Origin of the sequence: Solidesulfovibrio sp. (assembly GCF_029978005.1) — a bacterium.
Lineage (GTDB): Bacteria > Desulfobacterota > Desulfovibrionia > Desulfovibrionales > Desulfovibrionaceae > Solidesulfovibrio.
In genome coordinates this window covers 21414-37485 of the sequence record NZ_JARKOZ010000180.1, presented here as the reverse complement: position 1 = coordinate 37485, position 16072 = coordinate 21414, and the positions used below count along the sequence as shown (strand labels likewise).

At 67.2% G+C, this 16072-nt stretch carries 15 protein-coding genes; 11 read left to right on the top strand and 4 right to left on the bottom strand.

Going from position 1 to position 16072, the window contains the following annotated elements:
* On the top strand, positions 1 to 292 hold a 292-nt coding region (locus Q1K70_RS19310; RefSeq protein WP_300163352.1), incomplete at its 5' end, for a glycosyltransferase.
* A 187-nt stretch (positions 293 to 479) separates the two neighbouring features.
* On the opposite strand, the gene Q1K70_RS19305 is transcribed toward Q1K70_RS19310, so the two are convergent.
* Positions 480 to 905: a hypothetical protein gene (locus Q1K70_RS19305; protein ID WP_300163349.1), complete on the bottom strand. Its 426-nt coding sequence runs from the start codon at positions 903 to 905 to the stop codon at positions 480 to 482.
* A 345-nt stretch (positions 906 to 1250) separates the two neighbouring features.
* Entirely contained in the window at positions 1251 to 1445 is a 195-nt protein-coding gene (locus Q1K70_RS19300; protein WP_366521742.1) for a hypothetical protein, read from the bottom strand.
* 641 nt (positions 1446 to 2086) lie between these two features.
* Between Q1K70_RS19300 and Q1K70_RS19295 the strand changes: the two genes are divergently transcribed.
* From Q1K70_RS19295 to Q1K70_RS19250, 10 genes are all read left to right on the top strand, one after another.
* A complete protein-coding gene (locus Q1K70_RS19295; RefSeq protein WP_300163346.1) occupies positions 2087 to 3010 on the top strand; it encodes a zinc ABC transporter substrate-binding protein in 924 nt (307 codons plus the stop codon).
* Positions 3007 to 3798, top strand: a complete 792-nt coding sequence (locus Q1K70_RS19290) for an ABC transporter ATP-binding protein (protein ID WP_300163343.1) — start codon at positions 3007 to 3009, stop codon at positions 3796 to 3798. Before Q1K70_RS19295 ends, Q1K70_RS19290 begins: the two co-directional genes overlap by 4 nt.
* The gene (locus Q1K70_RS19285; protein WP_300163340.1) at positions 3795 to 4613 is read left to right on the top strand and encodes a metal ABC transporter permease; all 819 of its coding nucleotides are present in this window, start codon (positions 3795 to 3797) and stop codon (positions 4611 to 4613) included. The genes Q1K70_RS19290 and Q1K70_RS19285 overlap by 4 nt, the downstream gene beginning before the upstream one ends.
* Positions 4614 to 4623: 10 nt before the next feature.
* Positions 4624 to 5127 (top strand): Fur family transcriptional regulator, encoded by a 504-nt coding sequence (locus Q1K70_RS19280; RefSeq protein ID WP_300163338.1) that lies wholly within the window; start codon positions 4624 to 4626, stop codon positions 5125 to 5127.
* A 39-nt stretch (positions 5128 to 5166) separates the two neighbouring features.
* The gene (locus tag Q1K70_RS19275) at positions 5167 to 6147 is read left to right on the top strand and encodes a GDP-mannose 4,6-dehydratase (RefSeq protein ID WP_300163335.1); all 981 of its coding nucleotides are present in this window, start codon (positions 5167 to 5169) and stop codon (positions 6145 to 6147) included.
* Complete coding sequence (gene gmd / locus Q1K70_RS19270; protein ID WP_300163333.1) at positions 6144 to 7235, top strand: GDP-mannose 4,6-dehydratase; 1092 nt, start codon at positions 6144 to 6146, stop codon at positions 7233 to 7235. Before Q1K70_RS19275 ends, gmd begins: the two co-directional genes overlap by 4 nt.
* Positions 7236 to 7311: 76 nt before the next feature.
* Complete coding sequence (locus Q1K70_RS19265; protein WP_300163329.1) at positions 7312 to 7656, top strand: hypothetical protein; 345 nt, start codon at positions 7312 to 7314, stop codon at positions 7654 to 7656.
* A 95-nt stretch (positions 7657 to 7751) separates the two neighbouring features.
* Positions 7752 to 10313, top strand: coding sequence for a TIGR03960 family B12-binding radical SAM protein (locus Q1K70_RS19260; protein ID WP_300163326.1), 2562 nt, complete (start codon positions 7752 to 7754; stop codon positions 10311 to 10313).
* A 91-nt stretch (positions 10314 to 10404) separates the two neighbouring features.
* Complete coding sequence (locus Q1K70_RS19255; RefSeq protein ID WP_300163323.1) at positions 10405 to 13041, top strand: pitrilysin family protein; 2637 nt, start codon at positions 10405 to 10407, stop codon at positions 13039 to 13041.
* Positions 13042 to 13204: 163 nt separating this feature from the next.
* Positions 13205 to 13594: an OsmC family protein gene (locus tag Q1K70_RS19250; protein WP_300163321.1), complete on the top strand. Its 390-nt coding sequence runs from the start codon at positions 13205 to 13207 to the stop codon at positions 13592 to 13594.
* Between the two features lie 69 nt (positions 13595 to 13663).
* Here Q1K70_RS19250 and Q1K70_RS19245 read toward each other — a convergent pair whose 3' ends face one another.
* Together Q1K70_RS19245 and Q1K70_RS19240 are read right to left on the bottom strand one after the other, a co-directional pair.
* Positions 13664 to 14146: an ion channel gene (locus Q1K70_RS19245; RefSeq protein WP_300163318.1), complete on the bottom strand. Its 483-nt coding sequence runs from the start codon at positions 14144 to 14146 to the stop codon at positions 13664 to 13666.
* A 120-nt stretch (positions 14147 to 14266) separates the two neighbouring features.
* The gene (locus Q1K70_RS19240) at positions 14267 to 16000 is read right to left on the bottom strand and encodes a phosphoenolpyruvate carboxykinase (ATP) (RefSeq protein ID WP_300163314.1); all 1734 of its coding nucleotides are present in this window, start codon (positions 15998 to 16000) and stop codon (positions 14267 to 14269) included.
* Between the last annotated feature and the right edge of the window lie 72 nt (positions 16001 to 16072).

Genomic DNA, 16072 nt, shown 5'->3' with positions numbered 1-16072 from the left:
TCTCTATCCGTCGCTTTTCGAGGGCTTCGGCCTGCCGGTGCTGGAGGCCATGAGCCTGGGCGCGGCGGTGGTCTGTTCCGACGCCACGTCGCTGCCCGAGGTGGCCGGCGACGCGGCCGTGCTGGTCGATCCCCTGGACGTCGGCGGCCTGGCCCGGGCCATGACGGCGGTCGCGGGCGACGTCGCCCTTCGCGACGGCCTGCGGCGCAGGTCCTTGGCGCGGGCGGGGCTTTTCTCCTGGGAGAAGACGGCGGGAATCGTGCTCGCGTGTTATGAGGCGCTTCTCGCCTGAGCGGTGGGCAAGGGCAGGAGGAAGACGACACAAGGCCCGTATGAGGGCATTGCAAGAACCGTCACGAGGAAAGTACCCGGGCCGGGGAAACGATGTTCTCCCGCCTCCTACCACGAGGCGGGGCCACGGGTTTTGTTTCGAAATGCCGTCCGCGAGGGCGGCATTTTTGCATCGAGCCCGGATGGCCTCAACTGTTCGCGGCCTTGGCCGTGAATCCATGCGTTCTGTACGTATTCAAAATGAAGATGACTTCTTCCTGCGTTAGTATGGAAGCCGAGGACGACTTGCCCTTTTCGTGCCGGGCAAAGCGCGACATGATATCCTGGGTCATGAAATAGAATTTGATCAAGTCGATGGGGAATTCCAGAATATCCTGAAGCCTCCCCCTGTCGTAGGCGTCAAGGACGGGCTGCGGGCAAGGCGGCCTGACCAGGGCGACGACTTCCATGCCGAGTCGGCCGAACCGATATATCTGCTGGATGGACGTCTGAATATCGGAACTTGTTTCGATATATGCAAGGCGAATCTTTTCATTTCCTCCCAGCAATGCGACAGCCTCGTCGAGGCCGTGCGCCAGCAGGACGTCATACTGGAAAGAAATGGCCGTGGCCATTGCAGAGAGTTCAGTTTTGTCTGAACAGAGTATGAATACGCTTTCTGACAATATCGAAACCTTCTCGGCATGTTAATATGGATGTCTTCGTGTTTTGACAGTCGGCGACACGCGGATGCGGTTACAACGTTCACTTCAGGGACGCATGGAGCGCGAGGGAAGAGCGGGGGAGCCGAAGAGGAAAGACCGTCCCGGATGGACAGGAAAAACAAGGAATTTAAATGGAATGCAACGGAAGTCATCGCCTGGGCCGGCGACTCGGGCCTGCCCGCGGCAGCGTGGTTGCCGTCGGGTCGGGCGCTGCCGACGCTTGCAAAAGGGGGGATTCTTTCGCGTCGTTCTGCGCTAATCCCGCCGCCGCACGTCGCCCCGCCAACCATTGAGGGGCGCGCAACAGCCGTGCCCGATGCCGAGCAGCGCCCGCATGCGTTCGCCCTTGGCCGGGTCCTCGGCCAGGCGGCAACGGTAGTGGCCGGCCGTCTCGTCCCAATACAGGTCCGGGCAGCGTTTTTGATAACCGTAGAGGATGTGCGACTCCACGCACGGGTCCGACAGGCAGCACCAGCCGCACCCGACGCAGGGCAGGGAACTCAGGTTCGAGGCAGACGGGCTGCCTGGCCGGTATTCGGGCCAGGGGACGCCCCGCGCGGCATGGGAATCATGGCGTCAGGCTCCTGTGGCGGTCCCGTCACCGAGGCGGGGCCTGTGTTGGGCGAGGCAGGGCGCGAAATGCAGGGCGTTGCGGGCAAGAGAAGTAAAAACGCGGACAGCCCCAAGCTCCTGGCCTAGGACCGGGACACGTTGGCCAGCCCGGCCACGCCTGTGCGACCGGGGCGGGAGGCACGCTTCGGGCGTTCCACACGGCCAGCGCTCGTGGCCATGAGCAGCCTAGGCGGATGTTCCCAACGTACCGCAAGAGCGTCAAGCAAAAAGTCCGGGCCGGCGGACGTCCCGAGGCGGCAGGAGAGGATGACAAAAGCGGGAAGCATTGCCCGCCTCGAAACGATCCGGTTCTTGAACTGGACGTTGCCCGGCGCGGCGGGGAGTCGCCGTGGCCCGAAGCCAGCGGCTAGAAAGGCAACCCGGCAGGGCGACAAGCCTGGGCGGAAGGGGCTTGACATTGTCATGCAACTCTGTTGCATCATCTCCCTTGGCGCGCCTGGACGCGTCAAGGAGAGGCCATGAAGAAACTGCTTGCGTTGATGGCGGGAATCGTTTTCACCTGGAGCACGCCGGCCGCGGCCAAGATGCTGGTTGCGGTCAGCATCGCGCCCCAGGCCTATTTCCTCAAACAGATCGCCGGGGACCGGGTGGAGGCGCTGGTCATGGTGCCGCCCGGGGCCGATGCCCACACCTACGAGCCCAAGCCCAGGCAACTGGCGGAGCTCGGCAAGGCGGCCGTTTACTTCGGCATCGGCATGGATTTCGAGAACGCCTGGCTGCCGCGCTTCCAGGCGGCCAATCCCAAGATGGCCGTCGTGCGCACCGACGCCGGCATCGAGAAGATCCCCATGGTCGCCCACGAGGACGACGATGACGACCACGGCCAGGACAAGGGGAAGGGCAAGGAAGAGGGGCATCATCACGAGGCCGGCGAGCCCGATCCCCATGTCTGGTTGTCGCCCAAGCTGGCCAAAACGCTGGCCGCTTCCATGCGCGACGCACTGGCCAAGGCCGATCCCGAGGGCGCGGCGGACTACGCCGCCGGATACGAGAAGTTCGCCGCCTCTTGCGATGCCCTGGCCGCCGACATACAACAGCGGTTCGCCGATCTGCCCCCGGGCGAGCACAAATTCATGGTGTTTCATCCGTCCTGGGGGTATTTCGCCCGTGACTTCGGCCTGACCCAGGAGCCCATTGAGCAGCTCGGCCGCGAACCCGGCCCCAAGGCCCTGGCAGCTCTGGTGCGCGAGGCGAAAAAGGACGGCGTCAAGGTGATTTTCGTGCAGCCGCAGATGAGCGCCCGCCAGGCCCAGACCATCGCCCAGGCCATAGGCGGGCAGGTGGCGGCCCTGGACCCCCTGTCCGACGACTGGGCGGCCAACCTCGAAAACGCGGCCAAGGCCCTGCGACAGGGCATGGCCGGACAGACGGAGCCAAAGTGACGCGACCGGTCGTCGACATCCGCGACCTGACGTTTTCCTACAACGGCCAGGCGGTCCTTTCGGGGATCGGCCTGGCCGTCGCTCCTGGGGAACGCCTGGCCGTGCTCGGGCCAAACGGCGGCGGCAAGACCACACTGCTCAAGCTCATCCTCGGCATCCTGCGCCCGAGCTCCGGGACCATCACGGTCTTCGGCGAGGAGCCGGGCCGCAACAGCCGGCGCATCGGCTACGTGCCCCAGCGCATGGAAGGCGCGGCCGCCCGCAAGGACCTGCCCATCCGTGTCCTCGAAGTCACGCTGATGGGCCTGCTTTCGCCGGGCCGGCGGGGCTTTCGCCATTCCCGCGCCGATCTGGCCCGGGCCGAGGCGGCTCTTGATCAGGTGGAAATGCTGGCCCTGAAGGACAGGCGTTTCTGCGACCTCTCGGGCGGGCAGCAGCAGCGCACGCTCATCGCCCGGGCCCTGGTCTCGGACCCGGAGCTCCTCATCCTCGACGAGCCCACGGCCAACATCGACCCCCAAGGCAAGTTCTGCCTCTACGAGGTGCTCTCGCGCATCGGCCAGGGCGTGACCTCCCTTGTGGTCAGCCACGACATGAGCATCCTGGCCGCCGGCGTCACGGCCGTGGCCTGCGTCAACGGCCGGGTGATCCACGCCGCCGAACCCCGGCTGACCAAGGAGATGGTGGACCTGCTCTACGGCGTCCACAGCCATTCCTGCCCCATGGACGCGTTCCTGCGCCGCATGCCGCCGGACCTGGCTTCCCTCTCCCCTTTGGAGCCGCGATGATCACCGACCTCGTCACGCTGCCGTTCATGCAGCACGCCCTGCTGGCCGCGCTGCTGGCCGCCCTGTGCTGCGGGGTCATGGGCACCCTGGTCGTGGCCAACCGCATGGTCTTTTTGGCCGGCGGCGCGGCCCATGCCGCCTACGGCGGCGTGGGGCTTGCCTATTTCCTGCTCCTCCCCGTGCTGCCCGTGACCGTCGCCTTCACCGTGGCCGCCGCCCTGTGCATGGCCGCCCTGACCCGGCGTCACGTGGAAGACACGGACACGGTCATCGGCGTGCTCTGGGCCGCGGGCATGGCCTTCGGCATCATCCTCCTGGACGTGACCCCGGGCTACAAGCCCGACCTCATGAGCTACCTCTTCGGCAGCATCATCACCGTGCCCGTGGCCGACCTCTACGCCCTGGCCGGCCTGGCGATCGTGCTTTGCGCCGTGACCCTGCGCCATTACAACGGGTTCGTGGCCATGGCCTTCGATAGGGAGTTCGCTGCCGTGCGCGGCGCGCCGGTGGGGCTTATGCATTACCTGCTCACGGCCCTGGCCGCGGTCACGGTGGTGCTGCTCATCCGCGTGGCCGGGCTGATCCTGGTCATCGCGCTGCTGTCCGTGGCCCCGAGCCTGGCCTTGCGGCGGGCTTCCTCCCTGGGCCGGGCCATGGTCCTGGCCACGGCGCTCAACATGTTCTTCTGCCTGGCCGGTCTGGCCCTGGCCTACGGCTGCGACCTGACCTCGGGCGCGGCCATCATTGCCGTGGCCGCCGCGACCTACTTCCTGTCCCTCCTGCCGGGACTTCACGCCCGTGGGCATCGGGGGTAAGGGAAAAACCATGGTTTTGGCCGAGGAAGACATGGCCCGCTTGCTGGCCGAGGCCGGGGCGGAGCCCACGCCCGTGCGCCTGGCCGTGGCCCGCGTGCTGGCCGGCGGCGACCGGGCCATGCCCGCCGCCGACATCCTGGCCCGGGTGCGCGAAGCCATGCCCGTCAACAAGGTCACGCTCTACCGCATCCTCGACCTCTTCGTGCGCCAGGGCCTGGCCAACCGCCACAGCAGTGGCGACCGGGCCTTCCGCTACTGCCTGGGGCCGCGCCTGTCCGGCCGGGCCCACGGCCACGCCTACTGTCTGCGCTGCGGCCGCATGGAATGCCTGCCGGCCGGAAGCGACCTCCTGGACGTGGTTGCCGTTGGCCGCTCCCTGGACATGGACGTGCTCGGCGTCGAGGTGCGCATCGACGGCGTCTGCGCTTCCTGCCGCCAGGCCGCCGGGGAAGGCCGGAGCGGGCCGGCCGGTTCGCAAGGCCCGGCTGTTGACGGCGGGCGGGGAAAAAATTAGCCTTCTCCGTTCCAACACGCCTTCAGGATATCCCCGAGCATGAAGACAGCGCTGATTTTCGGCATCTCCGGTCAGGACGGCGCCTATCTGGCCAGGCTGCTCCTGGAGAAGGGCTACCGGGTCGCCGGCACCTCGCGCGACGCCCAGATGGTTTCGTTGCGCAATCTCGACACGCTCGGCATCAGGGACCGCCTCACGCTCCATTCCGTGACCCTGACCGATTTCCGTAGCGTGCTCACCGTGCTGACCAAGGTCGCGCCCGACGAGATCTACCACCTGGCCGGCCAGTCCTCGGTGGGGCTTTCCTTCGAGCAGCCCGTGGAGACGTTCATGTCCATCGGCGTCGGCACCCTCAACCTTCTGGAGGCCGTGCGCTTCCTCGGCGCGCCGGTGCGGCTCTACAACGCCTCCTCCAGCGACTGCTTCGGCGACACCGGCGGCGCGCCGGCGACCGAACGGACGCCTTTCGCCCCGCGCAGCCCCTACGCCGTGGCCAAGGCCGCCGCCCACTTCGAGGTGGCCAACTACCGCGAAGCCTACGCGCTCTACGCCTGCTCGGGCATCCTTTTCAACCACGAGTCGCCGCTGCGGCCGGCCCGTTTCGTGACCCGCAAGATCGTCACCGCCGCCGCCCGCATCGCGGCCGGGTCGGGCGAGCGCCTGCGCCTGGGCAACATCGAAGTTGCCCGCGACTGGGGCTGGGCTCCGGAATACGTCGAAGCCATGTGGGCCATGCTCCAACAGGACGCGCCCGAGGATTTGGTCATCGCCACGGGCGCGACCATCACCCTGGCCGAATTCACGGCCCAGGCCTTCGCCGCCGCCGGCCTCGACTGGAGCGACCACGTGGATGTGGACAAAAGTCTTTTCCGTCCGGCCGACATCGCCGTCAGCCGGGCCAATCCGGCCAGGGCGGACGACCGCCTGGGCTGGAAGGCCGTCATGCATCCCGCCGACGTGGCCCGGGCCATGGTCGAGCATGAGATGCGCCAACCTCCAAGGGAGAATATCGTTTCATGAAGAGCAAAGTCGCCCTCATCACCGGCATCACCGGTCAGGACGGAGCCTACCTGGCCGAACTGCTGCTTCAAAAGGGCTATGAGGTCCACGGCATCAAACGGCGGGCCTCGCTTTTCAACACCCAGCGCATCGACCATCTCTACCGCGATCCCCATGAGACCGACCGCAAGCTCGTTCTGCACTACGGCGACCTTTCGGACTCCACCAACCTGATCCGCATCGTGCAGGAAGTCCGTCCCGACGAGGTCTACAACCTGGCCGCCCAGAGCCACGTCAAGGTCTCCTTCGAGTCGCCGGAGTACACCGCCGACGTGGACGCCCTGGGCACGCTGCGTATCCTCGAGGCCATCCGCATCCTGGGCCTCGCGAAGCACACGCGCTTCTACCAGGCCTCGACCTCGGAACTTTTCGGCAAGGTGCAGGAAACACCCCAGACCGAGACGACGCCGTTCTACCCGCGCAGCCCCTATGCCGTGGCCAAGCTCTACGCCTACTGGATCACGGTCAACTACCGCGAAGCCTACGGCATGTACGCCTGCAACGGCATCCTGTTCAACCACGAGTCGCCCCTTCGCGGCGAAACCTTCGTCACCCGCAAGATCACCCGGGCCATGGCCCGCATCAAGCTGGGCCTGCAGGACTGCCTCTACCTCGGCAACCTTTCCGCCCTTCGGGACTGGGGCCACGCCAGGGACTACGTGGAGATGCAGTGGCTCATGCTCCAGCAGGACGCGCCCGACGACTTCGTCATCGCCACGGGCAAGCAGTATTCCGTGCGCGACTTCGTGCGCATGACCGCCGACGAACTTGGCATCAAGCTGCGCTTCCAGGGCGAGGGCGAGCAGGAGAAGGGCATCGACGTCGACACCGGCAAGTGCCTGGTGGCCGTCGATCCGCGTTATTTCCGTCCCACCGAGGTGGAAACGCTCCTCGGCGATCCGACCAAGGCCCGGGAGAAGCTCGGCTGGCGGCCGCGCATCACGCTCGAACAGATGGTCGCGGAGATGGTGCGCGCCGACTTGAGCGAGGCCGAGCGCGATTCCCTGTGCATGAAGCACGGCTTCAACGTCTTCGATTACAACGAGTAGCGCCCTTGACAAGGGCCTGGCCGGTATCTAGCTCAAGGCCGGCCCAACGCCACGCAATCATCAAGGAGAATCCTTCATGGCCTATGACATCCGCCTCGTGAAGCTGATAAACGGCGAGACCGTGCTGGGAAAGTGGGACGACGCCGCCGGCAAGCTCGTCGACGTCGCCCTGCTCCAGACCATCCCCTCCCAGCAGGGCGTGCAGATGCTGCTTCTGCCCTTTGGGTATCCCTTCGAGACCGAAGTGGGCGGCGAGATCGACCTTTCCCACGTGCTCTACCAGTTCAAGAAGTTTCCCGAGGAGCTCAAGACCCGCTACCTCGAAGCCACGAGCAACCTGACCCTTTCCACCTCCGGCGACCTCAAGACCCTGTCCAATCTGGCCGGCAAGGGCAACATCTCCAATCTGCTCAAGAAATAGTCTTTCGTCGCCGCCTCCCCCGGATCCCCGGGGGAGGCGGACCCGTCGCTACCGTCCAACCCCGCGCCCCGGCCCATCCGGCGGCTGGAGGCTTCATGCGTGAATTCGTCGCCGACCTGCAAAAGCCCACCCAGTACCTGGGCGCGGAATGGGGCCGCACGGCCAAGGACCCGGCCGATGTCCGGGTGCGGGTCGCCCTGGCCTTTCCCGACATGTACGAGGTCGGCATGTCCTACGTCGGCGGGCGCATCCTCTACGAGGCCGTCAATCGTGTGGCGGGTCTCGCCGCCGAGCGGGTGTTCACGCCTTCGGACGAGGCGGCCGCCATGCTGCGCGAGCGGGGCGCGTCCCTTTGCACGCTGGAGTCCGACACGCCGCTGGCCGCCTGCGACGTGGTGGCCTTCCACCTCACCCACGAGCTCTGCTACACCAACGTGCTGCACATGCTCGACCTGGCCGGCATCCCCTTCCGGGCCGCCGACCGGGGGGAGGGGGGGCCGCTCGTCATCGCCGGCGGCGGCTGCGCCTTCAACGCCGAGCCCGTGGCCCCCTTTTTCGACGTCATGGTCATCGGCGACGGCGAGGAAGCCCTGCCCGCTATCTTGCTGGCCCTGGACGCGGCGCGTGGGGAAGGCCTCTCCCGTCGGGACCTGCTTTTGCGGCTGACCGCCATTCAGGGCGTCTACGTGCCGGAATTTTTCGAGCCCGGCCCGGACGGCGCGCCGCGCCCCTTCGTGCCCGGCTACGAGCGGGTGGAGAAGGCCGTCATCGCCGACCTCGACGCCGCGCCCTTTCCCACCTGCCAGGTCGTTCCCTTCGCCCAGTCCGTGCACGATCGCCTGGCCGTGGAGATCGCCCGGGGCTGCACGCGCGGCTGCCGCTTCTGCCATGCCGGCATGATCTACCGGCCCGTGCGCGAGCGCGGCCTGGACGGCCTGGAGGTCCTGGTGGCCGAGGGGCTCTCCCGCACGGGCTGGGAGGAGCTGTCCTTCCTGTCCCTGTCCACGGGCGACTTCTCGGCCCTGGAGAGCCTTTTTTCCCGCAGCATCGACCGCTGCCGCCGGGAGCAGGTGGCCGTGTCCCTGCCGTCGCTTCGGGCCGGCACCTTGTCCGACTCCATCCTGTCCATGATGGCCGGCATCCGCCGCACCGGCGCGACCATGGCCCCCGAGGCCGCCACCCAGCGCCTGCGCGACGTCATCAACAAGGGCATCACCGAGGAGGACATCCTCGACCACGCCCGGCGACTCTTCGCCCACGGCTGGCAGCAGGTGAAGCTCTACTTCATGATCGGCCTGCCCACGGAGACCGAGGCCGACGTGGAGGGCATCTACGAGCTGGCCAAAAAGGTCCTGGCCGCGGCCCCGCCCGGAACCAAGCGGCTGCAGGTCACGGCCGCCATCTCGCCCTTCGTGCCCAAGCCCCACACCCCCTTCCAGTGGGAGCCGCAGATCGGCCTCGAGGCCATCCGCGAGCGGGTGGGGCGGCTGCGCGACCTTTTCTCTTCGGACCGGCGGCTGACTCTGCGCTGGCACGAACCGGAGATGAGTTTTCTCGAAGGCGTGTTCTCCCGGGCCGGCCGGGAGCTTGCGCCCGTGGTCGAGGCCGCCTGGCGTGAGGGAGCGCTTTTCTGCTCCTGGGTGGACCGCTTCGACCTGGCCCCGTGGCTGCGCGTCTTCGCCGAGGCGGGTATGGAGCCCGAAAAATGGCTGGCCGGGCGCGACGTCGATGCGCCCTTGCCCTGGGACCACCTCTCCTGCGGCGTCACCCCAGGCTATCTGCGCCGCGAGCGCGACAAGGCCCTGCGCGGGGCCGTCACGGCCGACTGCCGCTACGGCGACTGCTCGGGCTGCGGCGTGTGCTCCTACGAAGGCCGCAAATCCGCCCTGGACAAGGCCGGAACCGGGGACATCCGGCCGAGGCTCAACCGGGAGGCCCGGGAGCACGACGCCGTGGTCGCGCCGCCGGCCCCGCCGCGCGAGGACCTGACGCGAAAGGCCGCCCATGTGCGCCTGTGGTACGCCAAGACCGGCAGCGCCGTGTACCTGAGCCAGCTCGAGCTGGCCCGGGTTTTCGAGCGAGCCCTGCGCCGGGCGGGGCTCAAGCCCAGCTTTTCCGCCGGCTACCATCCGCTGCCCCAGATCTCCTTCGGCCGGGCCCTGCCCGTGGGCGTGGGGAGCCTGGCCGAGTGGACGGCGATCTTTTTGCGCGAGGCGGTCTCGCCCGAGGACTTCGCCGCGCGGCTCAACCCCAACCTGCCCGAGGGCATGGCCGTGGTCGGCGTGGACGCCCTGGCCGAGGGCCGACGCGTCGCCCAGCCCATCCTGGAGACCTTCGAGCTGTCCCTGCCCGAGGCCCTGGCCGCCCGCTGCCTGGAGGGCTGGCGCGCCTTCGTCCCCGCTTCCTCCTTCCCCGTGACCTGGGAATCGAAAAAGGGGCCGCGCACCCTGGACGCCAAGGTCCTTGTCACGGACGTGGCCGTCCTTTCCCCGACCGTCGTGCGCTTCACCTGCACCTTCGCCGAGACCTACTTGAGCCCCCTGCGCCTGGCCGAGACGGTCTGTCCCGCGCTCGTGCGCGGCCGTTACGGCCTGACCAAGACCGCCGTGGCCTTCGAGGACGGCCGGGTCTTTCCTGCGACGATGAATCAAAATTAAGTACCCATCCCTTCCTTTCGGTCGTAGCTCTTGCAAGTTCGTTCCCGGACGGGCCGCCGCCCGGGAACACGCCAAACCCAAAGGAGCATGCATGCGTTGGCGTTTCGTTTTCGCCCTGGCGGCCCTTGTCGCCGCCCTGTCCGGCGTTTCGGCCTCTGCCGCCGACCCCCCGAAGATCGTGAGCCTTCCCAACGGGATGACCGTCATGGTCATCGAGGACAACCGCTTTCCCCTGGTTTCCGAGCGGCTCTTCGTGCACGCCGGCTCCGGATACGAGACGGCCAAGCAGGCGGGACTGAGCCACCTGCTCGAGCACATGGTGTTCAAGTCCACCGAGAAGCGGGCGGCCGGCCAGGTGGCGTCCGACGTCGAAAGCGCCGGCGGCGAGCTCAACGCCTCCACCAGCTTCGACAGCACCGTCTACCGGGTGGACCTGCCCGCCGACCGATGGAAGCTCGGCCTCGACGTCATGAAAGACATGATCTTCGGGGCCAAGTTCGACCCGGCCGAGCTCGACAGCGAGCGCCAGGTGGTGCTCTCCGAGCTGGCCCGGGGCAGGGACAACCCCGACAACCGCCTCTTCCAGACGACCCAGGCCATGGCCTGGCCCGGCCAGGCCTACGGCTGGCCCGTGATCGGCTTTCCCGAGACCGTGTCCGGCTTTTCCGCCGAGGACCTGCGCCAGTACGTGCGCGAGCGCTACCAGCCCCGGGCCATGATGCTCGTGGTCGTGGGCAAGGTGCGGGCCGAGGACGTGGTGGCCGAGGCCAAGGCCCTTTTCGGGGCCATGGTGAACGACCGGCCCCTGTCGCCCCCTGCGCCCTACGCCCTGCCGCTGCCGGGCGTGGTCGAGCCGCAGGTCAAGGTGGAGTACGGCCCCTGGAACAAGGTTCGTTTGCAGATCGCCTTCGCCACGCCGGGGCTGCGGGCCGCGGACGAGGCCGGGCTCGAGGTCCTGGCCCAGCTGCTGGCCGGCGACGAGACCAGCCGGCTGTACCGCACCTTCAAGTACGAAAAAAAGCTCGTGGATGACGTGTCCTGTTCGTCGCTGACCCTGGAGCGCTCGGGGCTCTTCCTCGTCAGCGCCACCCTGGACGCCGCCAACGTGGCCGCCTTCTGGCAGGGACTTCTCGCCGAGCTTTCGCGGCTCAAGGGCACGACCTTCACCGACCGCGAGATCGAGCGCGTGCGCCTCAACATCGAGGACGGCCTCTACCAGGCCAAGGAGACCCTGCCCGGGCTGGCCATGAAGGCAGGCTTCTTTCACTTCCACGGCTACGACCCCGACGGCGAGGCCAACTACCTGCGGGCCGTGCGCCTCGTCGACCAGAAGGCCCTTGCCGCGGTCATCGAGGCCTATTTGCGTCCCGAGCGCATGCTGACCGCCGTGCTGGCCCCCAAGGACGCCGAGAACGCCGTCACGGCCAAGGGACTGACCGAAATCGCGGCCAAGGCCTGGCCCGCGCCCAAGGCGGCCGCCGTCGCCGCCGGACAAGGGGCCGAGAAGCCGACCTCGCCCGAGGTGGTCGATCTCGGCGGCGGCCACCGCCTCGTGCTCCTGCCCGACGCCACCTTGCCCTACGTGTCCGTGTCCCTGGTCTACAACGGCGGTGACGCCTTGCTGGCCAAGGACAGACAGGGCCTGGCCGAGCTGGCCGCCAACAGCCTGACCACGGGCACGGCCAAGCTCTCGGCCAACGCCCTGGAGGATTATCTCTCCGACCGGGCGGCCACGCTTTCCGCCTCCTCGGGCCGGGATTCCTTCACGGTGGGCGCGAAGTTCCCCAGCCGCTTCCAGAAGGACCTCTACGGCCTCATGGGCGACGTGCTGCTTTCCCCGGCCTTTCTCAAGACCGAGGTGGACAGGGAGATCGCCGACCAGCTCGCGTCCATCAAGGACAAGGAAGACCAGCCCATGGCCCTGGCCTTCCGCAAGCTCTTCCCGTTCCTTTTCACGGACACGGCCTACGCCTACACGCGCCTGGGCGAACCCGGCACGGTGCGGGCGTTCACGACCAAGGAGGTGGCCGCCTTCTGGGCCGCCCAGCGGGCCATGCCCTTCGTCATGGCCGTCAGCGGCGATTTCGACGCCGGAGCCGTGCGAGCCCTGGCCGAAAAGCTGGCCAAGGCCGCCGGCCAGGCCAAGCCGTTCAGCTTCCCCACGCCCAAGTGGGGGCAGGGGCGCGAGGCCTCGGTGAAGCTGCCCGGGCGCAACCAGAGCCACCTGCTCATGGTCTTCCCGGCGCCGGGGCTGGCCTCGTCCGAATCCCCGGGCCTGGAGCTTCTCAACGAGGTCCTGGCCGGCCAGAGCGGCCTGCTCTTCACCCGCCTGCGCGACGGCGAGAGCCTGGGCTATTCCGTGACCTCCTTTCTGTGGCAGGCCGACACCACGGGATTCATCGCCTTCTACATCGGCACCTCGCCCGACAAGGACGCCGCCGCCCTGGAAGGCTTCAAGCGCATCGCCGGGGAGCTGGGGCAAAAGCCCCTGCCGGACGAACTCATGCTGCGGGCCAAAAACGCCATGACCGGCGACTACTACCGCGAGCGCCAAAGCCTCGGCTCCCGTTCAGGCGAGGCGGCCAAGTCCCTGTCCCTGGGGCTGCCGCTGGAGCACGAACGCCAAGTGGTCGAGGCGGCTCAGGGGCTTACGAGCGAGAATCTGCGCGCCCTGGCCCAGAAATATCTGCGCCCCGAGGCGGCCTACGTCTTCAAGGTCGAACCGTAACCGGGCGACCTCCATGCCATCCGACGCCCCCGCGCGGCCCTGCCGCCGGGGGCGTTTCGCTTTTGCGGTCCGCCTGGGGGCGTCCGGGCTTGAGGGAATCCGTATCGAGGAATATCGTGGGCGGCCTCCCATCATGCATGTCAGCGCGGAAGGAGCGGTGCCAATGATGCATTGTCGCAGTCTGGATACGCCGTATCAGGTGTCCTTTTCCAACGGGGTGTTCGAGGCCGTCTGCGACGCCACGAGCGACAAGGGCGGGTCGGGGCTGGGGTTTCGGCCCCACGAGCTGCTGGAGGCGGCGCTCGGGTCGTGCACGGCCATGATGGTGCGCATGTACGCCGACAACCACAAAATTCCCCTGGAGGAGGTAGTGGCGACCGTCTCCCTGGATAGGAGCGATCCCGAGACGACGGCTTTCGTGTGTTCCCTGACCTTCATCGGGGAAGATCTGACGTCCGAGCATCGCCGGAAGCTCCTGCGCGCCGCCAGGGCCTGCCACGTGCGCCGGACGCTTTCGCGCAAACTGGTGTTCCGGGAGATTGAGGAAAGCTGACCGCCCGTCGTCGCGGGAAAATCGGCGAGCCCGGACAGACCGGGCGCGTGCCGGGCGGCTTGGGGTCGGTCAGGGGCGCAGTTTGTTGGTGGTGATCAGCCGCACCAGGATGACGATGAGGCAGGCCGAGAACACGCCCAGGGCCAGGTAGCCGAAAAAGGCCTCCGAGGCGGCCAGCAGGCGCAGCTGCGGCGTGGGCGTGCAGTCGGCGCAGCCCGTGTTGGTGAAGAGCGAAACGCTGAAGTACAGGCAATCCCTGAATGATTCCGTTAGTTTGCCATTGCACAGGATCTGGAAGGCCATGAACGTCCTGGCGTAGCCGGCGATGACGCATACGGCGTAGACCGGCAAGGAAACGGCCAGGATGACCAGGCTTCGGAAAAGGACCAGGGACAGCAGGATCAGCGTCGGAAAGGTGATGGAGAAGGCGAAGGCCAGGAAGATGATCTGGTCCGGGCTCGTGGTTTTGGCCTGGCTCAAGTAGACCAGATAGATCAGGAAGGGCAGGGACACGGCCAGGCCGATGGCCCCCAGGATGGCGCGAAGGCTCATGCCGGCCCGCCTCCGACGCGTTGGCGGCCGCCCCCGGACGCGGGATTTCCCGTCCGGCGACGGCGGGAAGGGCGTGAAGGGGCGGCCTGGGTCATGGGCGTTTCGCCTGCCTTGCGCTGCCTACGCTCTGGCCATGAGCGCGTTGACCAGGGTCATGAGGAGTTCCGGCCGGTTGTGCAGGTCGGAATTCTGCAGGTACACGCGGCGCTGGTGGAAGCGGTCCTTGAGGGTCTCGGCGTAGCGCTCGGGGTTTTCCACCTTGGCCGGGCCGTAGGCGTCGGTGTAGCCGGGAAGGAGCCTGTCCACGCTCTCGCGCTTGGGCAGCTGCGCGCCGGGCAGCATGTCCCAGTCCTCCCACTCGAGCTTGTCCAGGAGCAGGGCCGTTTGCAGGGTGAGAGAAGTGGCCAGGGGAATCTTGCGCAGGTCGCGGTCGGAACTCTTCCAGAAGCCCACGGAGTTGAAGGCGTAGCCCACCGCGCCGGCCTTGAACACGTGCAAAAACGCCTCCACGTCCTTCCACAGCTCGTAGACCCGGAAGGGGTTGGCGAAGGGTTCGAACACGAGTTTTTTGAGCTCTTCCTCGCTCACGTTCTCGGCCAGGTTGCGCCGGGTCATGAGCGACGCGCCCATGGCCACGCCGAGGGCCTTGTCCGCGAAGCGCACCACCGGCGGCAGGCAGGTGTCCTTCATGAGCCAGACCATGATGTCCGGGAAGGCGCAGCGGTTGACGTAGGCCCCGAGCAGGTCGCGGTCGATGAGCGCCCGGCCGTTGGGGTTGCGCACGTCCTGCCCCAGCGGCAGCACCTTGCCGCCGTCCTCGGTCAGGGCCAGGTTCATGGTGGAAATCATGTAGCGCCAGTCCGGATGTCCCAGGGGGCGGGAGTCGGTCTTGTCGAAGAGCGTTGGCTCCCACACCCGGCAGACCTTGCCCTCGCAGTCGATCTGGAAGGCGTCGTCGTGGAGCACCACCTTGGAAAAGCCGGCCGGCAGGGTGCCGCCGTTGTCGTGGGAGTTGGTGTGCGACGACTTGCCCGTGCCGGACAGGCCGAAAAAGGCGATGGAGCGCTTGCCCTTTTCGCGCGCGGACGGGTCCTGGCAGCCGGAGAAGTCGATCTCCTTGATGCCGCCGTGGCAGGCGGCCATGCCAAGGCGCATGCCCGAGGTCCAGGCCAGGGTGAGGGTGCCCTTCTTGCGTTCGCCGAAATAGCGCATGCCCAGGTTGAAGATGACGTTGGCCTCCTCGTCCACCAGGGCCAGCTGGGAGCCGCCTTCGTTGTGGTAGTAGGGGTCCGTCGTCTTCCAATGGTTGAAGCCGACGACGAGGATGTCGGGAATGGGCAGGCGGGGGCTCTTGGCGTAGACTGCGGCCAGTTCCTCGTAGGGCGTGAAGTTGGCCAGCCAGTTGAAGACGTTGACCGCGTCGTCCTCGGTGGCCACGATGGTCGCCTTGATCATGAGGTCCGGGTCGAGTCCGAGGATCGCCTCGGCCTTGATCAGGGGGTGGCGCTGCATCTCGTAGACGGCCTCGCGCAGGTCGGACTCGACCTTGCGGCGCTCCACGGCCTCCATGCGGTTGTAGAAGCGCCGGGCCTTGGCCGTGCGGCCGACGATGCGGCCGTGGCAGTTGTTGATGACCGTCGCGCCCTCGGGCAGGCCCAGGCGGGCCGCCGCCGGCGGGTAGATCGGCAGGTCGGTGTCCATGACGTCGTACTGGCTTTTGGCCAGGGCGTAAGCCTCGGCGGCCGTGACCTTGCGCACCCGCCTGTCCAGGCAGAGCGTCTGGGCGATGGAGCGCAGCGGCGGCATCTTCCTCATGTCGTCGCGATAGTACTCGTGGCTGGCGAGGCTGGCCATGAACCCTCCGTAGGGAATGAATTGACGTTGAATCGTACGCGGTTGGCTTTGTCGGGTAAACCGTTTTCTCGC